Origin of the sequence: Chryseobacterium gregarium DSM 19109 (assembly GCF_000430845.1) — a bacterium.
In the GTDB taxonomy this organism is placed as follows: domain Bacteria; phylum Bacteroidota; class Bacteroidia; order Flavobacteriales; family Weeksellaceae; genus Chryseobacterium; species Chryseobacterium gregarium.
The window spans coordinates 200,554-217,300 of record NZ_AUMU01000006.1 but is presented as its reverse complement, the minus strand read 5'-3'; the positions used below and the strand labels follow the sequence as shown (position 1 = coordinate 217,300).

The window sequence follows — 16,747 nt, the reverse complement described above, 5'->3', positions numbered from 1 at the left end:
CGGCTTAGGCAGGCTGCAAGCGGGCGGCCGTCTTCAGACGGCTGCGCCTGCAGGGTTTTCATGGTTTGATGATTTTACAACATATCCCTCCCCTGCCCTTTCTTCTTCGCGTTGGCTTTAGCAGGAAAAGGTTGTATAAGTGAATGGCTTATAAGCCTGTCTATTTTTGGTAAGTGGGCCTGTCGAAGCCCCGCAATAGGTTGTACACCCTATTGTTCCGTGTCATTCCGAATACAGCGCAGCGAAATACATTACCGCATCTCCGGCAGCATTCCTATGTTAAAAAGCAGGCTTAGATTGTTTTGTAGAAAAAGCGGGCGGCATGAAAATAAAACGGCATGGGACTCTACATTATCCGCCCTTAGGTACTGGTATACCCTGCATACAGATAAGAGAACCCACGCCTAGGTCGTGAGCTTCCTGCTTATCGTCTCGTATGCAAAAATTACCAGTTTTAGGGCGAGATTCTAAGCAATAGCTTCTATTGTTTTTTGAAGTATCGCAAAGTTACATTGCTGTAACTTATATTGCAAATATAGTAAAATTTTTCAATATTCGGATTTCAGTCCGAAATATTTTAAATAACATGTGATTTATTTGTTCTTATGATAGAAGCAAATAAAAAAATTGTTCGATATATACGGGATGAATGGGTTATCCCTTTGAATAATAACAGCAAATTTGCCGTAGATCATAATATAGATGAGAAAACAGTCCGAAGGATAAGAGATGATGAAAATTATCAGATTTCTCTTATTACCATAATGCGTATTTGCCACGGCAAAAATATAACTCTTTCAAATTTTTTTGAAAGAGTGGGAATATAGATCATAAGTAAATTAGAAATAATTATCCTGACGAAAGTTGGGATTTTTTGTTTACGGAAAACCGTAATTATAAAGCCATAACTATTTATATATTTGTTTATTACAAATTCAAGTAAAATTAATATAATTCTAAAATTTATTATTATGGCACTGACCTAAAAGAATAGCGATTTCACTATTGAAACCAGATAAACGTCAACATAACAACAAAGAAACAACTGGAAATACACCATCTTTAAAATCACTAAAAAACAAAATTAAAAATTAAAATTTTGATAGTTTTGATTTTGAAGTTTTAATTTAGAAAAGCGGTTTTAATAATAATAATAATAATAATAATAATAATACTGTTAAATTACCTAATTAAGGCAAAATACTGAATTGTTATCCTTGTTCAAAATTCCTATCTAAACTCTTTAATTATTAAATGTATGATTGAAAACTTACCATTAAAAGAAATATTACTATTGATTCTCGGAACACTTTCGACCTATCTCATATGGCGAGTTCAATTCCAAAAAGATAAAATCAAGAATATTGAAACACAACTTTCTGAAAAAAAATATCAGATTTACTCTGAACTTGTATATATAATTTTTGACCTAATGCATGGTGAAAAAATCGGAAAGAAAGTTACAGATAAAGAATTATTGAAGAGGATTTTAGATATTAAAAAGAATATGTTTCTCTATGCTTCAGATGAAATGTTTGAATCATTTAAAAATTGGACGCTTGAATTACAAGAGCCAGGAAATAATGGGGTCGACCATTTTAAGAAATATTTCGAATTAATGAAACTTGTCCGTAAAGATATGGGACAATCAAATTCAAAAATAAGTCTGGATGATTTTATGATTTATATAATGCAAAATAAAGAAGAATATTTAAAATTTAAGACATTATATAATTGGAAATAAAAATTAAATAACTTACATTTTTAAGATAAAAAACTCCGGAAGCCAATGGCTTCCGGAGTTTTTTTTTGCGTTATCTTAATATTGAAATGCTCCTTTACTTTTTCCAGCCCCTGCTCTTCAGACATCGGCCGGGCCGTGTCCGGGGTAATCTTCAGGTTATTGAACCGGGCGGTGCATCACATGAATCTTTTATGCTACAGCATAACTTCGTATATTTGAATGGTAGTAAATCAACCATAAAAAGATACCGTGGACAAAGAGACTTCCCATTATATCAGAAATTATTTCGGCCATCTGATGACCGACCATGAGAAACTGGCTTTACAATATCATATGTATATGGATAAAACTGAAGATAATGCCCATATGAGGAAAATAATGGTAAACAGAGGTTGGATTACTGAACAACCTGATGTAATAGCGCATCTGAATAACGGATATGAAGAATTTGAATTATCTGTTGCCCGGCGGATAATGAAAGAAGCTCCTGATAAGGTTTTTCTCAACACCTGTCCAAAGTGTAACAGGCTGGCCAGAACACCGTATGCGAGACAATGCAGATTCTGCGGGCATCGTTGGCATGACTTAACGCTTGCACAGTTCAAACTCAACAGCTCGGTTCACCTAGGATAGAAACAATAGAATATGGCCTCAATAGACAGGACGGTAAAGTTGGGGAAGACATCGGGCTCGGCACTAGCGACTTAACGGAAGAAGATAAGGAATATCTCATAGATACCGGATCCTTTATGACACCCTTTGACATCATTAAAGAAAGATGAATGGTGATTAACAAAACAGTATAAAAAACTCCGGAAGCCAATGGCTTCCGGAGTTCTATTTTGCGCTTATCAAAAATTCTGTTATTTAAGCATTGAAATGCTCCTTTACTTTTTCCAGCACCTGCTCTTCAGACATCTGCTGGGCTGTATCCAGGGTAATTTTCAGGTCCTTGAACTGGGCGGTATCGTGAAGGTATTTTTTAAATTCCTCCTGAACCGTTCCGGGGCCGGTAACGTAGACTTCCTGGGAATTCGTCAGAAGATGTTCTATTTCTTTAAAGAATTTTACCCTGTTGGTTCTCTCCGCGTTGTTTCCGGCATTCTCGCTGGAATTCCCGTGCTGGATTTCCGCTTTTACCGGGCTGCATAAGAAAAACATAAAGGCATTCTGGGCATCATGGTTTTTGGCAACGATGGCTTTTTCGGTATCCATCCATAATCCAGCTAATTTTTTGTCCGACATAATTGTTTTTTTAAAGTTGTACCCATATCATCACAAGAATAATGCTAAGCATACGTTAACGGTGTGTTAAATAAATTTATATTTTAAAAAACCTGACGGGCATGGCTGAAAATGGTATTTCATTTCAAATTTAAAAACTATATTTTTAAATGCTACGGTTTTTTGGGGAGCTTACACACTTTATTCTATTCTCCGCAATGATATGTTCTTTTGATATACTATTATTTTCTAACACATATATAAAAAAATACGAAAATAAATAATATGATAAATTGGAATCAACTATTATTTCTGAGTTATTATTTTTTAAAATTATTTCTTTCATTTTGAATGACTTAGAAATTAAGTGATATTACAAAAATAAAAGTCTTGTGCAGAAAAATTATTTATATTTTCCATGTGATCAAAATACTTATCATAAAGTAATTTATCCATAGATAGATATTCATGATAAATTGAATCCACTTTTATATATTGAATATAGCTATACTCAGATAAAAGTGAATTTATTAAAGAATGATGCTCACTTTTTATAAAAAATAATGGATACTTTAAATATAAATAACCAAGCGTGTTATCTTCGTTTTGTATTATTGCAATTTTTTCTTCATTGATCTCATGGTCAACATGATAAGTTTTTGATAAAATATCAATAGCCGCATAAAAATCAAAATGCCTCCAATTAGCATCTACTTTTATTGCTTTTTCTATAGAATCTGTTATAATCATGATAAATTATTCGTTCAATATCGCCTCTCGATAACTATTAAATATTTTTACTTCTTCTCTTTTCTCTTCTAAAAGATTCTCATAAAATTTATCACCTTTTAAAACCCATTCTTTAAAACTAATAGTTTCCCCGTTTTCTATTTTTATATCTTCTAAATTTTTAAATTCATTTAATGAGGTTATCCAATATTTAGAAGATTTATAGTCAATTATTTGAAATAAGTTATTAGGAAAAACTAAAGGATAATCCCCTGATTCATCTCCAAGTATATAATAAAAAATAGTTTCTAAGTATTTTGAAATAGCAAATACAACATAGGTTTTTCCTACAGTTATTTCTAATTCAGAATTATTTGCCTATTCAACTAAAACTTGAGGACTATTTTCAATCGAAATAGAATCACTAATACATTTTATTTTCATTTTATTTAAATTTAAAATCAGTTAACAACCCAGTTTTTGGATCTCGCAAATAATGTACAACAAATATACCTTCTTTTGGAGCAACACATATGATAGACTACCGAAACAAACACATGTGATACATTATTAACTACTAATATTTTTGGCATCTTCATAAGAAATTTCAATATTTTTAGATCGTTGTAATGTAATTCCAAAGCTTTCATCTTCTGCTTCTTCAGCAAGAAAAAATGAGTTATTCCTAATTAAAATCCATTGATAAGGATCATCTCTGTTAGTACTTACAATAATTTCTTCATTTAAATACCTTGATAATTCAATACCAAATAGAAAATTATTGGAAATAACTGTTTTGTTTACAGTATCATTAAGATAAACATTTAGCTCTGTGGAAAATTCAGAGATATCATCCAATAATCTATTTTCAAATCTTATTTCAAAATTTTCAGAATCTAATAAATTTCCTATAAATTCTTTTTTACATTTGAAAATATTACTTAATATTTTAATTAGATGAATATTTTCCTTTTTTCCTTTTAGATAACAAATATAATTGTACATATTTTAATGTTTAATTATAAATTCTCTTGCAAAACTAGCGTCTGCAGACGAAATCCCAGCTCCTTTTAATGCCTGATTTAAGCTACCTCCGGGAACTTTTTTCATTAATTGAATAGCTTTGATTTGCCCTTGTGTTAAATCTATGAATTCTAAAGCTCCTCCACTTCTTGGAAATAATGTAGCTCCTTCGTTTTTAACACCATACATTCTACCATTTATAGAAACGTCGTTCCCTATTTTTGAGAAATTACCGGCATTATATGCAGAAATATCTTCTTGTAATATATTTTGTGGGGCAAATGTTGCGGCACGTGTTTTTCCTGAAGCTATGGAGTTGGAGTTTAGATAATGTCTACTATTTATTTTTGCAATAGTTGTTTCCGCTTCCAAAATTCCTCTTTCTGCAGCTAACATTTTTAATCCTGTAGTGTTCCCACTTCTTGTGATCATTAAAGCGGCTAAAATATAATTTCCTTTTCCACCACTCATGCCTGAAAGAGCCATTCCGCCTACTTCCCAGACTCCAAATGGATCACCTGCACCTCCGACATATTGAATAGGCCCGTCACTTCTCACCCATGACATACGATCAAAAGGCTGGTTAGCCCGGTTCCAGGCAGACTGCATTCCTGCAATACCGTTATAAAGAATACCGTGATTGATGTTGTAGGTGCTTATCGCTCCGCCCCAGTTTTGAGAGCTTCCGTAACCGCTCAACACAAGAGGGGGCAGTGTGTACACGCCGTCACCCATGGTAAACATCCCTCTGTAACTTACGGTAGATCCATATGCCAGACTTCCGCCGCCAAGGCCACCACCTTTAGGACCTGCATAGCTGGTTAAACAAGAATAGGGAATATCTACTCTTATTTTTATTATAGAAATGCAATTTGACCTGAATACAATGAGTTAAGTGTTCAAAATACTCATCAACTTGACACATGACACCATTCTATTTATTTAACTCTCTTTTAATCATTGTTAACCAAATCAATGTTTCTTGCTGATTTTCAAAATACCTATTTGCTTCATCACCAACCTGAAGCCAATAATTATCAATATTATTTATCAAAATGTCTAATTCTTCTTTAGTGTGTTGTAATTCTTTTTTTGAAAATTCTGATCTGTTACAATCATCAATATAGTTTGCAACAACTTCTTCATCTGTTAAATTATTAAAATCAGCATCAGGAAAGTATCCAGCAAAAAAATGAAATAAGTTTGGATAGTCATTTGTAAAAATCATGTTCAATTTTTTTTAATTTATTTTGGAAAGGCTGTTAGAATAAAGTAGCTTCCACTCCTATTTTGTTTAAGAACAATTCTAGCATTGGTTAAATCATTAATAATACCCGTTCTTCTCATAATACCTCTACCTATATTTGTTGAACTTGTAAAATCTAATGGTAAATTACGTGTACTTCCACTATTCATCCAAGATTTAATTGCTCCTCTATTACTTTTTATAGTTGAAGATATGATAGATTCTGCCATAGCTTCACTTGCAAATGAACTTGCACCAGTAATTCTTGTTTCAGTAGCTAAACGGGTAATTAAATCAGCATCTGTCTTACCAACATGTCTTGCTAGTGTATGGCCTAAAGCAGGGCCCTCATGATATGCTAGCCAACCTTCTGCCTTGACAACATTTGGTGACCTTGTTATTAATATAGCAGCCAAGCCCACTGCCATTGCAGCATACTGATTTTCCGGCTTTATATTATTGGCAATCACAATTCCAAGAGCATCCCACATACTATCCATCATTATAACGCCACCTCCTTGTCCGTTTTCGGGACCTCTATATATATAAGGTTCTTGCTTATATCCTAAATAAGTTGCAAGATGTTGTTGAATCCCTATACCTAAAGTTAAACCTGTAAGTGCAGAATTTCCCTGATAGCTTTTTGGTGCAGATAATACAAGAGGCGGCATTGTATAAGTACCGTCACCCATGGTAAACATTCCTCCGTAACTTACGGTAGATCCGTACGCCAGGCTTCCGCCGCCTCCGCCGCCCTTAGGGCCGCCATCATAACTCGTGAACCCTGTCCCGTTATTGTACCAGTAAGAATTCGAACCATCAGGCGTTTCACTTAACATAGAAGCAGTTATAGCAGCCATGGTTACCCTTCCATCCGGATCAAACATACTGATCGGGTTATTCAGTACATACGCATACGGGCTTGCCGAGAGATAATCCTCAGCCAGCTGGTCGATGCCGTTCCATCTTCCTATATCCGGCATGTACTCCCTCCAGCCGTAGCTGTACATCCCGGTCTCCTGAAGCTCCTTGCCGTTGTACTTATAGCTTTTGTAGCTGCCCTGGGCAAAGTAGGCATTCCCGGTTTTCAGGTGGTTCATCCCGAAAGGATAGTAGTCATTGGCATCCGTGATCTCAAGAGCGCCTGCGCTGTTTCTTCCGTAAGAAACCCTTACATTTCCCAGCTGGTCAACATACTGGTAAATATACTGATCTTTCCGGTAATCATAATAGCCTTCCGCCGTTGCAAAGAACTGGAGGCCGGGGGTCTTTATAGGCAGGCTGCCTACCGGTGCGGCAAGCTCCGGTGAGAACGCCTGCGGCTCCATGGCCCTCCGGGATTCTGAAGCAGCCATCAGCATTTCAGGATCGCCACCGCCTGTATTCAGGGTCGGGACCGTCAGGTACTGAAAGCCATCCAGATAATCGGTTGTTTTCTTCGAAACCGTAGATCCCGCAATGCCGACAATCGTGGTGGTACTTTCCTTTCTTAATTTTGTTCCCTCTGCATTGTATAGGTTATTAACCATGACGTTTTCATTGCCATTCCTGTCTACCTCTATGAAGTTCGGAAGATCAAGATAATTATATTCAATTGAGCTGATCCCTTTATCCGGCATACCGGTCATATTGCCGTTTGCGTCATAGCTTATGGCTGCTCCGCCGCCTTCATACCCTGTAGGGTTCTGCGAGGCATCGGCAATGCCGGTCACCTGGTTCCCGGAGTAGGCATACGTAAGCTTATCAATCACCGTTGCGGTATTGTTTCCTGCGTCTATGACGGAAGTCCGGTACAGGCTGCTGATGTTCCCGTTCAGGTCATAGTCCAAAACCTCTGTATTCTCCTTACTGTAAGGATTATTGGGATTCTGGTAATATCCTGCCGAAAGCCTGTTGGTACTGTCATAGGAGTATCCGTACCTCTTAGGCGTGAGGGGTGGGTTTACCCCGATGGTTTCTACGGCTCTCCAGTCTGTTTCCGCAATATTTCCGTCATATCTCGGGGCCACGTTTTTCCCCGGGAACTGGTCCGGGTCCGGATTGTCAACCCCTTCCTTCTCCGTGTATTTGATCCGGTAGGCAAACAGTTTCCCGCCGAGGCTTGCCATGTTCATCTGCCTCCTGTTGACGTGCGTGAGCCAGCCCCTGATGTTGTAGGTATACTCTATGTTCTGAAGATTATTTCCTACTTTTTTATTGATGACCTGGGAGAGGTCATTGTAGGTATTGTCCGTCAGAAGCTCTTCCGGCCGCTCATCTACCTGGTGGTAATGCTGCTTCAGCCTTTTCTGCGCGTCATATACAAAGCGTTCTTTAACGGTTACCCCGGGTTCATCCGCTTTCCGGGCATGGTAGGTAAAGGCTTTGCGGGTGGCGCCCGAAAAATCCAGCTCCGCCTCTGTCCGGGTGTACCCGCCTAAGTGGTTCTTACCATTGGTACCGATCACCCTTCCGAGTGTATCATACCAGATAAAAGCAGACGACCAGCTGTCGTTCTCAATATTTTTGGTATAGCTTGCCGTGGGAAGCGTCTTCGTGCTCCGGACTGAGCTTAACCCGTTGGAAACAACAGCCGCCGGAACCGGTGCCAGCGTTGCCTGGCTTTGTACCTGCGAAGGACGTGACGGTGCGCCTGCAGGGTATTCGTCATAATAATTAACACTCAGGATGGTCACGCCCGCTGCAGGGAAAGCAGCCTTTGTATAATAGACGTCCATGCCGTTCAGGGTAAACGGTGTGGTACTTGGCGCTTCATTGTTATTGGCATTGGCAGCTATAGTGTTCAGTGCCGCCTGCATGGCCGGCCTTTCTGCCGTATCTGCAAAAAACCCGGTATACACGGTCCTTCCGAATTTATCGTATTTATTAAAAAGCCAGCCTCTTTTCGCAAAGGTATTGCCGGCAGCCCTCAGGCTGGCATCCTGAGAAAGCGCCACACGCCCCTGCTGGTCATAGACCAGGTATTCCCAGCCTTTCCCCGGGATTTTTTTTTCCACAACCCTGTTGTATTTGTCATATTTGTACTGGTAGCATAAGCTGTTCAGCACAGTTGGCGTCAGGCCGGAAACAGAGGCTTTGGGCGGGATGACATACGCGATACCGCCGGATTCATTGTACACATAATAGGTGTCCAGGTTTTCTGTTGTCCCGTTTGCTTTTTTATTGATCCTGCGTACCAAAAGAGTCTGTTTTCCGGAATTAATGAAGGTCCGGATCTCATTATCGTTCTCATCCTTAGTCACCATTTTATACAAAGTGTTGGCTTTGTAATACCCGTTCGCCGTATACCCGTCATCCTGTGCGACGGCAACCGCTACATCATTAATCTGCGATGATGCATTCCAGCTTGTTGCTGCTTTATATCTTTTTACTTCCCCTGCATCATTGGAGAGGTATTCGATCTTTTGGGTATGGGTTCCGCCCATCTGCCATTCCGTTCCGGGAGCAGCAGACTGCATGGCTCTTGCCAATGGGGATTTTTCATACGAAACTTCCGAATACGCATTGGCAACCCCGTAATAGGCATTGACCGAACTTTCACCGATCCCTGATATATAGGCGCCGTTCTGGGTATCCACAGGCTGGGGCAGAAAACTTTTCGTCTGCCTTCCTGACCCGTCATACACGGAAGGAACAACGATGTCTTTTCCGTTAGGCGATGCTTTTATGCCAATGCTCTGGGTGGTTCTTCCCAGCCCGTCAAGATACCGGACCGCCTGGATCTGCTCGGCATCCGGCTGCTCAGAAGTTACAGCTTCCAGATACGTCCTGCTGTATATATAATTTTCTGTGTTGGTTAAACTTTGTGCATCAAACAGAGCCACAACAAGAAAACATATGATGGATATGAATTTTTTCATGATTGCTTAATTTTAAAAAACGGTTATTGCTGTGGTTTTGTATTGTATTTGAAATCCTTGATGATGTTCCCGTTGACGTCTGCAACAGAACTCAGCCTTCCGTTCTTGTCATATTTATAGATTTCCCTTAATCCGGTCGGAGGTGTTACCGTGGTGGCCCCCACCAAAGGATCATAGGTATAGGTTGTAATTATGAAATTCTTTAAAGCGGCATTTGTCCTGAAACTGTCCAATGCATTGATCAGTGAGGTTTCTGAAGTACTGTCCACATCTGCATTGGATTTCTGGATTATATCATCTGCCAGGGTTCCGATATCGGATAGCTTTGCCCCTTCGATCTTTGCGATCGGGAACGTCTGGTTATATCCCCAGATGATCACACTTGAAGTCCCGGCCCCCGTTGCAGCATTGTAGTTTGACGTAAACTGCCTCACATTTCCTTTGGAGTCATAATCATCGTAGGCAACGGCAACTTTAGGACTGTTGTCATTAGGGTTGATGTTTACTACCGAAGACGGGTACAGGTTGCCCGGGTTTTCGTATTTTACCAGGGTATTGGCTACCGTTTTTCCGTTATTTTTAATTTCCGTTTTTACAGGAACTCCGTTCATGTAGGCATTTTCAAGATTCTGATAGGCCTGGGACCCTGCAGAATAGGTAATCAGCTTTTCGGAAATATTGCCGTCCGATGAAGTTTCCTTAACTGATGCTGCTTTGAAGTTTACAGGATTAAATTCCGTCTCTACTTTGCTTTCAACAAACCTGTCGGTCCCGGTGTAATCCCTGGTGGTTACTTTTGTGCTTTTAATGTAAGCCTTTTTAGTAACTCCCCCCTCAACAGAAACTTCCGGCATCTGGTTTAAGGTTTCAAACGTGAAATCGTAAGCAACGGCAGAAACCAGCTGGCCCTGCGCATTGAACACTTCTTTTTTATCCATTACCCCGGATTTGGTCAAATTATAATAAGGCCAGAACTTGGTTTCATTTCCATTGTAAGTATAGGGGGTCTTCGGATAATCATTGGGGTTCTTAAAATAATAATTGACATATCCGCTGTCACTATCATTGGTCACTTTTACGTTCTTATAAATAACTACCGGAATATAAGCTGATGATATACTTTCCATTTCAGGATAAAATCCATAACCGCTGGAACTGTTGGGATCACTGAAGACATTGTAATCATAGGCGACTGTTTTTTTAGCTATAAAATCCAAGGCAGAATTATAGTATTTAATATTTTGTATACGGATTCCTGATTTTTTATCATTGCTTACCGCATTCCTATAAGGAGTGGGTATACTTGCTATATGGGAGAATCCTACGGTTCCATGCCCTCCGGTACCATATATTTTTAGTGAATGGGCGCCCGGATTTAAATATAATATTTTAAATGACCATGCATTGCCTTCTAAAGCTTCATCATTGAAAATGTAGCAGGTATTGGTGAGACCGGGATCATTATCTATTACATAATCGACATTGGAATAAGGCTCAGCAAGCCCGTATAGAGGATAGTATTTCGTTGCTTGAAAATCAACATATATGGGCTTAGATTTATTCGGTTCTCCGGGTACCTGGAAGGTATATGTTTTCGTTTGGCCGTTAGGAACGTCAAAATCCACGCCTGCAAAAGACTGGATAAACTGGACTTCAGGATCTGAAAAAGCTCCAGGCGTTACATAATCCGGCGTATTTTTATTGGCGTAATACTGATTTCCTTCAAAATTATACTCTACCATGCCCCCTGTTGGCAGTATAACCCGGTAGAGCGTGGCAACAGGAATATCATTGGGATTTACAGGATTGGCTGAACAGGTTCTGTCACCTCCCAAACCGCTATTAAAATAATAATCTGTATAGAGAAGTTTTGTAGTTTCCAGCGGAGTGCCTGTTGGGTTAGATAAATTGATCTTATTGATTCTGGTTAATGTTCTCTTATTTTCAACCTGAATCGCATATTCAAAGCCATATTGTGAAATGACTCCTGCATTATTATTTTTAAGAGAAACTTTGGTAATGCTGTAAGGATCATTCATAGTCCCTTCCAGAGAAGCATCATAAAGATAATCCATAACAACGGAACCCATACCCGGAGATGAAATCGTTTTCAATTTACACGATTGATAGAGCACCTCGCTGGTCCCGGGTTTGTTTTTGTTATCCTTCTGATAAATAAAACTTAACAGTTCCAGATTATTGGCATTTTTAATCCGGGTTAGATAAAAAGCAGATTTAAATAAGGTCCCGGATAAAAGCGGATGGGTATAATTCCGGGCCTGGCTGTATTCGTTAAAGATATACTGATATCCGCTGTCATCAATTATCGTAAACGAATCCGCAATCAGAGTAGCCGTATTGCTGTTTCGGGTATATTCGATCCTGATATTGTTGGGAGTAAGGTTTACGACCCGGAAAGTATTGGCATCTGTATTCCTTTCAATTTTGAATTTTCCGGAGATGCCGGGTAAATTGTAATAATAGATATCATTAAATTTATTCTTCTTGTAGCCTACAAAGCCTGCATCATCATATCTTTCATCCAGTTCATCTACGACCTCTCTTGATATTATGCCCCCCGCGAACATTGACCAGCCGATCCCGACCTCGCTTCCTGCTTCGGTTGCATCCATGTTTAACGGGTGATATTGTAATGACAGATTGGCCGCAATATTTTTATCCCTGGAAGACAATGCTAACAAAGGGAAATTAATATCGGGAACGCCGGTAGCCAGGGATACCGGCGCATCTGTATAGGTCACCAAGGAGGAAACTGAAGGTACGGGCCTTGGTGCATCTCCGAAGTTGATACCGGATATGGGCTGCTGCTGTGCAGAAATATGTATGGAAATAGCCCATGTTAGTATAATCAATAGTATTTTAAGGTTTCTCATGTCCTGTTATTATTTTTTTATCAGTTTTGCACTCGCCGTTTTATCCGTGTCGGTTTTTATTGAAATCAGGTAAGCTCCCTGAACCAAAGCCTGGGTATTAATCTTGGTAATTTTATTCTTTGTTTTTAGTGTTTGCAGCTGCCTTCCGCCCATATCATACAAGTTAATATCAGCCTCTTTAAACTCGAAGCCTATTTCCACATACGCATAATCACTCACCGGGTTCGGATAGATCTTAATATCCTGCTTTTCGATCAATTGGTCAATCTGCCTGTCCCCAAGCTTCACGATCTTCCAGTTCTCTTTCCCAAGTTCCTCTGCGCTGGTACCGGCTAAAATAATTGAACCATCTCTGTTAAGTTTAATATCAGACAATCTCTCCTCACGCTTACTTGACTCGCCTTTAACGTGTTTTCTCCACTGCTCATTTCCGTTTTCATCTAAATAAAGCATCCAGAATTTCTCATCATCCGTTTCAATCCTTCCCTCAGCCTGAGTATATCCACCTATTAAAATCCCTGTGCTAACATCTTGACTCTTGATTCTTGTATCTTGGTTCTTATCTCTTACCTCTTGATTCTTGTCTCTAGTATCCTGTCTCTTCGCCACCACACTCATCCCCATCAGCACATCCCGGTTCTTAAAGCTGTATGACTTCTGCCAGATCTCGTCGCCTTTTTCATCCAGAGAAACCAGCCACAGGTCGGTTCCTTCTTCGATGCCTACACTTTTATTCCCTGATCTTTCCGAACGGCTTTCCCCGCCGATCAGATAGCCGGTGGAAGTCAAAGCTAAAGTCCTCAAGTGGTCATCACCCTTTCCACCGAAATTCTTTTCCCATTCTACCTTGCCGTCTTTACCGAGCTTAATGATCCAATAGTCTCCCTCACCATAGTTCTCGGTCTTCTTTGATCCGCCGGCACTGCTTCTTGAATAGACGCCCAGTAAAGCCCCGCCGTCTTTCGTCGGGACCATCTTCTCCACTTCATCCAGGCCTTTTCCGCCTAAGATCAGTTGGGATAATTCTTTCCCGTTTTTATCGAGCCTTATGATCAGGACATCTTTGGATCCGTACCCTTTTCCCGTTGCCTGAGCGGAGCCGAAGGCAACATTCCCTGCTACAAAGAATCCTAAATCCGTCGTCTGGATCACCGTCCTGGCTTCTTCATCGGAAGCGCCGCCGATGGTTTTCTGCCACAGCTCATCCCCGAACTCGTTGATCCGGATCAGCCAGATATCCGAGCCGCCCTTGGAATCCTCCTTTTTATCCAGGCTTTTCCCGGAATAGCTCGTACCGGAAATTAAAAAACCTCCCTCCTGGGTAGCAACAGTCGAAGAAAGGAAATCATGGTTCTTCCCGGAGAAGTATTTTTCCCAGACTTCTTCGCCCTGCGGGTTTAATTTTATCAAATGAAAATCGAAACCATTATTCTGCTGTTGGCCGCCGGCTGCCGTTTTTTGGCCTGACTGAATGGAGCTTCCGGTAATTAAATAGTGCTGGTCAATGGTGGTGGTGACCTGGGAGAGGTAGTTTTGTGTCGATGATTTGACGTCCTTCTGCCAGAGGATTTCCTGGGCACAGGTACACATGACAGCACACACGGTAAGTGCGCTTATATAGAGTTTTTTCATGCTTAGTATATTTTCAATGGGTTATCAATTTTTAAATCGCTGCAAAAGTATCCTTTTTGTTCAACGCCTGAAAGATATATGACAGAGATTTAATGTGAATCATATCATCTTTCGGTATATCCTGTTTCTTTTTTATTTCCTGAACCAAAGATAATGCTGCACAGCGACAGAATGTGTCGTGTTTTATTTTTAATCATAAAACGGCACCCGCTTTTTGAAAAATATAATAAGCAGATCCTTTTACCCATTATATTCTACCAATGAGTCAAGGATAAATGCATCACCGGCTTACTGTATATGAACAAGAAAGAGCAAATTTATCATTATTTATTAATTAAACAATAATAAATTGTAATAAAATCAATCAATGATTGTTTATTCTACTTAATAAAAAAGTGTACTCTAAACAATGCGCCCTTACTTATCTATAACTTCAAATGGGCTTCGGCTCTGTTCATCCACCGGACCATTGAACCCGGAAGCACAAAAAAATCCCCACCCGTTAAGGTGGAGATCAAATTCAATCAGCAGGCCTGTTAAATCAGGGTCACGGCTCCGAGGTATGAACTGTTGGATGCCGAGGTCTCTTCGGTGTTGGTGAAATACACCCAAAGCTGGACCTCCTGCCCGTCATACCCGTCCGGCAGCGTGATATCCGCCGTTAAGCCTGTCCTCTCCGCCACCGATTCAAAGATTTCAAACGTGCCCGAGGCTTCGCTGTAGCAGACGGCATTCGCCTTGTCTGTGGCTGAAGCATTGCCCTGCACGGAATTGTCCTGCCATGCCAGCCTGATGACATTGCCGGTCTGCGGGGTCGCCGTGATGTTCTGGAAGCCCGACAGGTCGCCTCTGGTGATCAGCACCTTGCTGTATACCAGTTCCGGGACTTCGCCCGTTACCTGCACCGCCTCGCTGATCGTGTACGAGACCGCCAGGTTTACCCTGGATTTCGAACCGCTCGCCGAACCGAAATACTTCGTCTGGATCGTTTTCAGCGGCTGGAGAAATCCGGTTACCAGCCTGAACTTCACCTGCTGGAGCAGCTGCTTCCCGGTGGCCTTGCGGCCGCTGCGTTTGGGCGTGCTCCGGATGATGTCCTGTCCGCGCCAGTTGGCGCCCACTACCGTTCCTACTTTTCCTGAGAACCCTCCCAGGATCCCTTTTGTGATTCTTGCCATGGTGTTGGTTTTTTGGGGTTAACGGAACGAAGGTATCACGGGTTTTTCAATTTTCAATGGCCCCGGAAAGTTTTGGCAGCTTGTGTCCGGTTTTGGCAGGTTTTGGCAGCCAATGACCGGTATCATCCGGCATTTCTTCGGGTCCGCTTCGGGTCTTCTTCGGGTCGGCTTCGGAAAACAGGGGGTTTTTCCGAAGAACTCCCGAAGAACAGTCGAAGAAGGGTCGAAGAATATCTGGTTTTATGGGCCTTTCCGGCGGTATATTTATAATTTATTAATTTTTTATGCTTTTATTTGAATATTTCGCAATGGGTAGTATCCTGTTTTTTGGATAAAATCGAAAGGGATTTTTACTGCATGAATGTTGGGGTTTATACCGTTTGAAATTGTGGGTCGCTGGTGGTGAGATGTCTATAAAAACCGGCATCATTTGCCTCATCTGCGGAAAATTATAAACTGGTGTTTGCTTACTGTTGTTCAATTTTGCTTTTATTTTTTTATTTGTTCTTTTGCCTTGATGCAAAAGAACCAAAAGATCAAGACCCCAAAACTTTTACGCTACCCATTGAGCCGGCGCTGAAAAGTTTAAACTTGCGCGGATTCACTGTAATTCTGTTGATCACTATTACCGCCGCGCTTCGGACATAAAACTTTTTTCTGTGGCCCTTGCTTTTCAATGGGCTTAACGCTAAAAGTTTAATGGTCATATAGGTCCAACCAGCTAATTTTGCCGGTCGATGAATTGCTGACGTCCGTTCGAGTGAAATTCTGAAAGAATTTTGTATCGAGAACCGTTGAACTCCCAACCGCAGGCAGGTATTAATAAAAAGCTTCTCGATACACTCCGCTTCGCTACGTTACTCGAAGTGACGGCTTGCCAGTTCAAATGTTTTTTACGAAAATGGTATCGGTAAGTTGGTATTTTTTAATAGTTGCGGTATTTTATATTGAGCTTATTTTTATTTGTTCTTTTACCTTGATGCAAAAGAACCAAAAGATCAAGACTTAAAACTTTTACGCTACAAATTGAGCCGGCGCTGAAAAGTTTAAAACTTGCGTGAATACGATATTTCTGCTTCGATTCAACATTTGTCTCACGCTTCGAACAGAAAACTTTTCTTGGTGGCCCTTGCTTTTCAATTTGCTTAACGCTAAAAGTTTAAGGTCATCGGGTATTTTAGTAACTCAAGTCGTTTATTCAAACACAGGATTCTTTC

At 40.3% G+C, this 16,747-nt stretch carries 11 protein-coding genes; 2 read left to right on the top strand and 9 right to left on the bottom strand.

Features of this window, described 5'->3' with window-relative positions:
• Positions 1-1,258: 1,258 nt before the first annotated feature.
• Both H561_RS0107745 and H561_RS22240 read left to right on the top strand, forming a co-directional pair.
• A complete protein-coding gene (locus H561_RS0107745) occupies positions 1,259-1,744 on the top strand; it encodes a hypothetical protein (protein ID WP_027386479.1) in 486 nt (161 codons plus the stop codon).
• 249 nt (positions 1,745-1,993) lie between these two features.
• Positions 1,994-2,377, top strand: coding sequence for a hypothetical protein (locus H561_RS22240; RefSeq protein WP_051349335.1), 384 nt, complete (start codon positions 1,994-1,996; stop codon positions 2,375-2,377).
• Between the two features lie 234 nt (positions 2,378-2,611).
• Here the strand turns inward: H561_RS22240 and H561_RS0107730 are convergent, their stop codons facing one another.
• The 9 genes from H561_RS0107730 to H561_RS0107685 form a co-directional block, all read right to left on the bottom strand.
• Complete coding sequence (locus H561_RS0107730) at positions 2,612-2,989, bottom strand: hypothetical protein (RefSeq protein WP_027386478.1); 378 nt, start codon at positions 2,987-2,989, stop codon at positions 2,612-2,614.
• Between the two features lie 342 nt (positions 2,990-3,331).
• The gene (locus tag H561_RS0107725; protein ID WP_027386477.1) at positions 3,332-3,718 is read right to left on the bottom strand and encodes a hypothetical protein; all 387 of its coding nucleotides are present in this window, start codon (positions 3,716-3,718) and stop codon (positions 3,332-3,334) included.
• Positions 3,719-4,267: 549 nt separating this feature from the next.
• Positions 4,268-4,702: a hypothetical protein gene (locus H561_RS0107720; RefSeq protein WP_027386476.1), complete on the bottom strand. Its 435-nt coding sequence runs from the start codon at positions 4,700-4,702 to the stop codon at positions 4,268-4,270.
• 3 nt (positions 4,703-4,705) lie between these two features.
• Positions 4,706-5,455 carry a hypothetical protein gene (locus H561_RS0107715; RefSeq protein WP_027386475.1) on the bottom strand — a complete coding sequence of 250 codons (750 nt, stop codon included), beginning with the start codon at positions 5,453-5,455 and terminating at the stop codon, positions 4,706-4,708.
• A 199-nt stretch (positions 5,456-5,654) separates the two neighbouring features.
• Positions 5,655-5,948, bottom strand: coding sequence for a hypothetical protein (locus H561_RS0107710; protein ID WP_027386474.1), 294 nt, complete (start codon positions 5,946-5,948; stop codon positions 5,655-5,657).
• A 17-nt stretch (positions 5,949-5,965) separates the two neighbouring features.
• Positions 5,966-9,826 carry a DUF6443 domain-containing protein gene (locus H561_RS22235; RefSeq protein WP_051349334.1) on the bottom strand — a complete coding sequence of 1,287 codons (3,861 nt, stop codon included), beginning with the start codon at positions 9,824-9,826 and terminating at the stop codon, positions 5,966-5,968.
• Between the two features lie 23 nt (positions 9,827-9,849).
• Positions 9,850-12,720 (bottom strand): hypothetical protein, encoded by a 2,871-nt coding sequence (locus H561_RS0107700; protein ID WP_027386473.1) that lies wholly within the window; start codon positions 12,718-12,720, stop codon positions 9,850-9,852.
• Positions 12,721-12,729: 9 nt separating this feature from the next.
• Positions 12,730-14,352: a T9SS type A sorting domain-containing protein gene (locus tag H561_RS0107695; RefSeq protein ID WP_027386472.1), complete on the bottom strand. Its 1,623-nt coding sequence runs from the start codon at positions 14,350-14,352 to the stop codon at positions 12,730-12,732.
• Positions 14,353-14,888: 536 nt separating this feature from the next.
• Positions 14,889-15,530: a DUF6266 family protein gene (locus tag H561_RS0107685; protein ID WP_027386471.1), complete on the bottom strand. Its 642-nt coding sequence runs from the start codon at positions 15,528-15,530 to the stop codon at positions 14,889-14,891.
• Positions 15,531-16,747: the final 1,217 nt, after the last annotated feature.

Coding starts and splice junctions, on each gene's coding strand:
- H561_RS0107745 (WP_027386479.1), top strand. CDS start 1,259: ATGATTGAAAACTTACCATTAAAAGAAATATTACTATTGATTCTCGGA.
- H561_RS0107730 (WP_027386478.1), bottom strand. CDS start 2,989: ATGTCGGACAAAAAATTAGCTGGATTATGGATGGATACCGAAAAAGCC.
- H561_RS0107725 (WP_027386477.1), bottom strand. CDS start 3,718: ATGATTATAACAGATTCTATAGAAAAAGCAATAAAAGTAGATGCTAAT.
- H561_RS0107720 (WP_027386476.1), bottom strand. CDS start 4,702: ATGTACAATTATATTTGTTATCTAAAAGGAAAAAAGGAAAATATTCAT.
- H561_RS0107715 (WP_027386475.1), bottom strand. CDS start 5,455: ATGGGTGACGGCGTGTACACACTGCCCCCTCTTGTGTTGAGCGGTTAC.
- H561_RS0107710 (WP_027386474.1), bottom strand. CDS start 5,948: ATGATTTTTACAAATGACTATCCAAACTTATTTCATTTTTTTGCTGGA.
- H561_RS22235 (WP_051349334.1), bottom strand. CDS start 9,826: ATGAAAAAATTCATATCCATCATATGTTTTCTTGTTGTGGCTCTGTTT.
- H561_RS0107700 (WP_027386473.1), bottom strand. CDS start 12,720: ATGAGAAACCTTAAAATACTATTGATTATACTAACATGGGCTATTTCC.
- H561_RS0107695 (WP_027386472.1), bottom strand. CDS start 14,352: ATGAAAAAACTCTATATAAGCGCACTTACCGTGTGTGCTGTCATGTGT.
- H561_RS0107685 (WP_027386471.1), bottom strand. CDS start 15,530: ATGGCAAGAATCACAAAAGGGATCCTGGGAGGGTTCTCAGGAAAAGTA.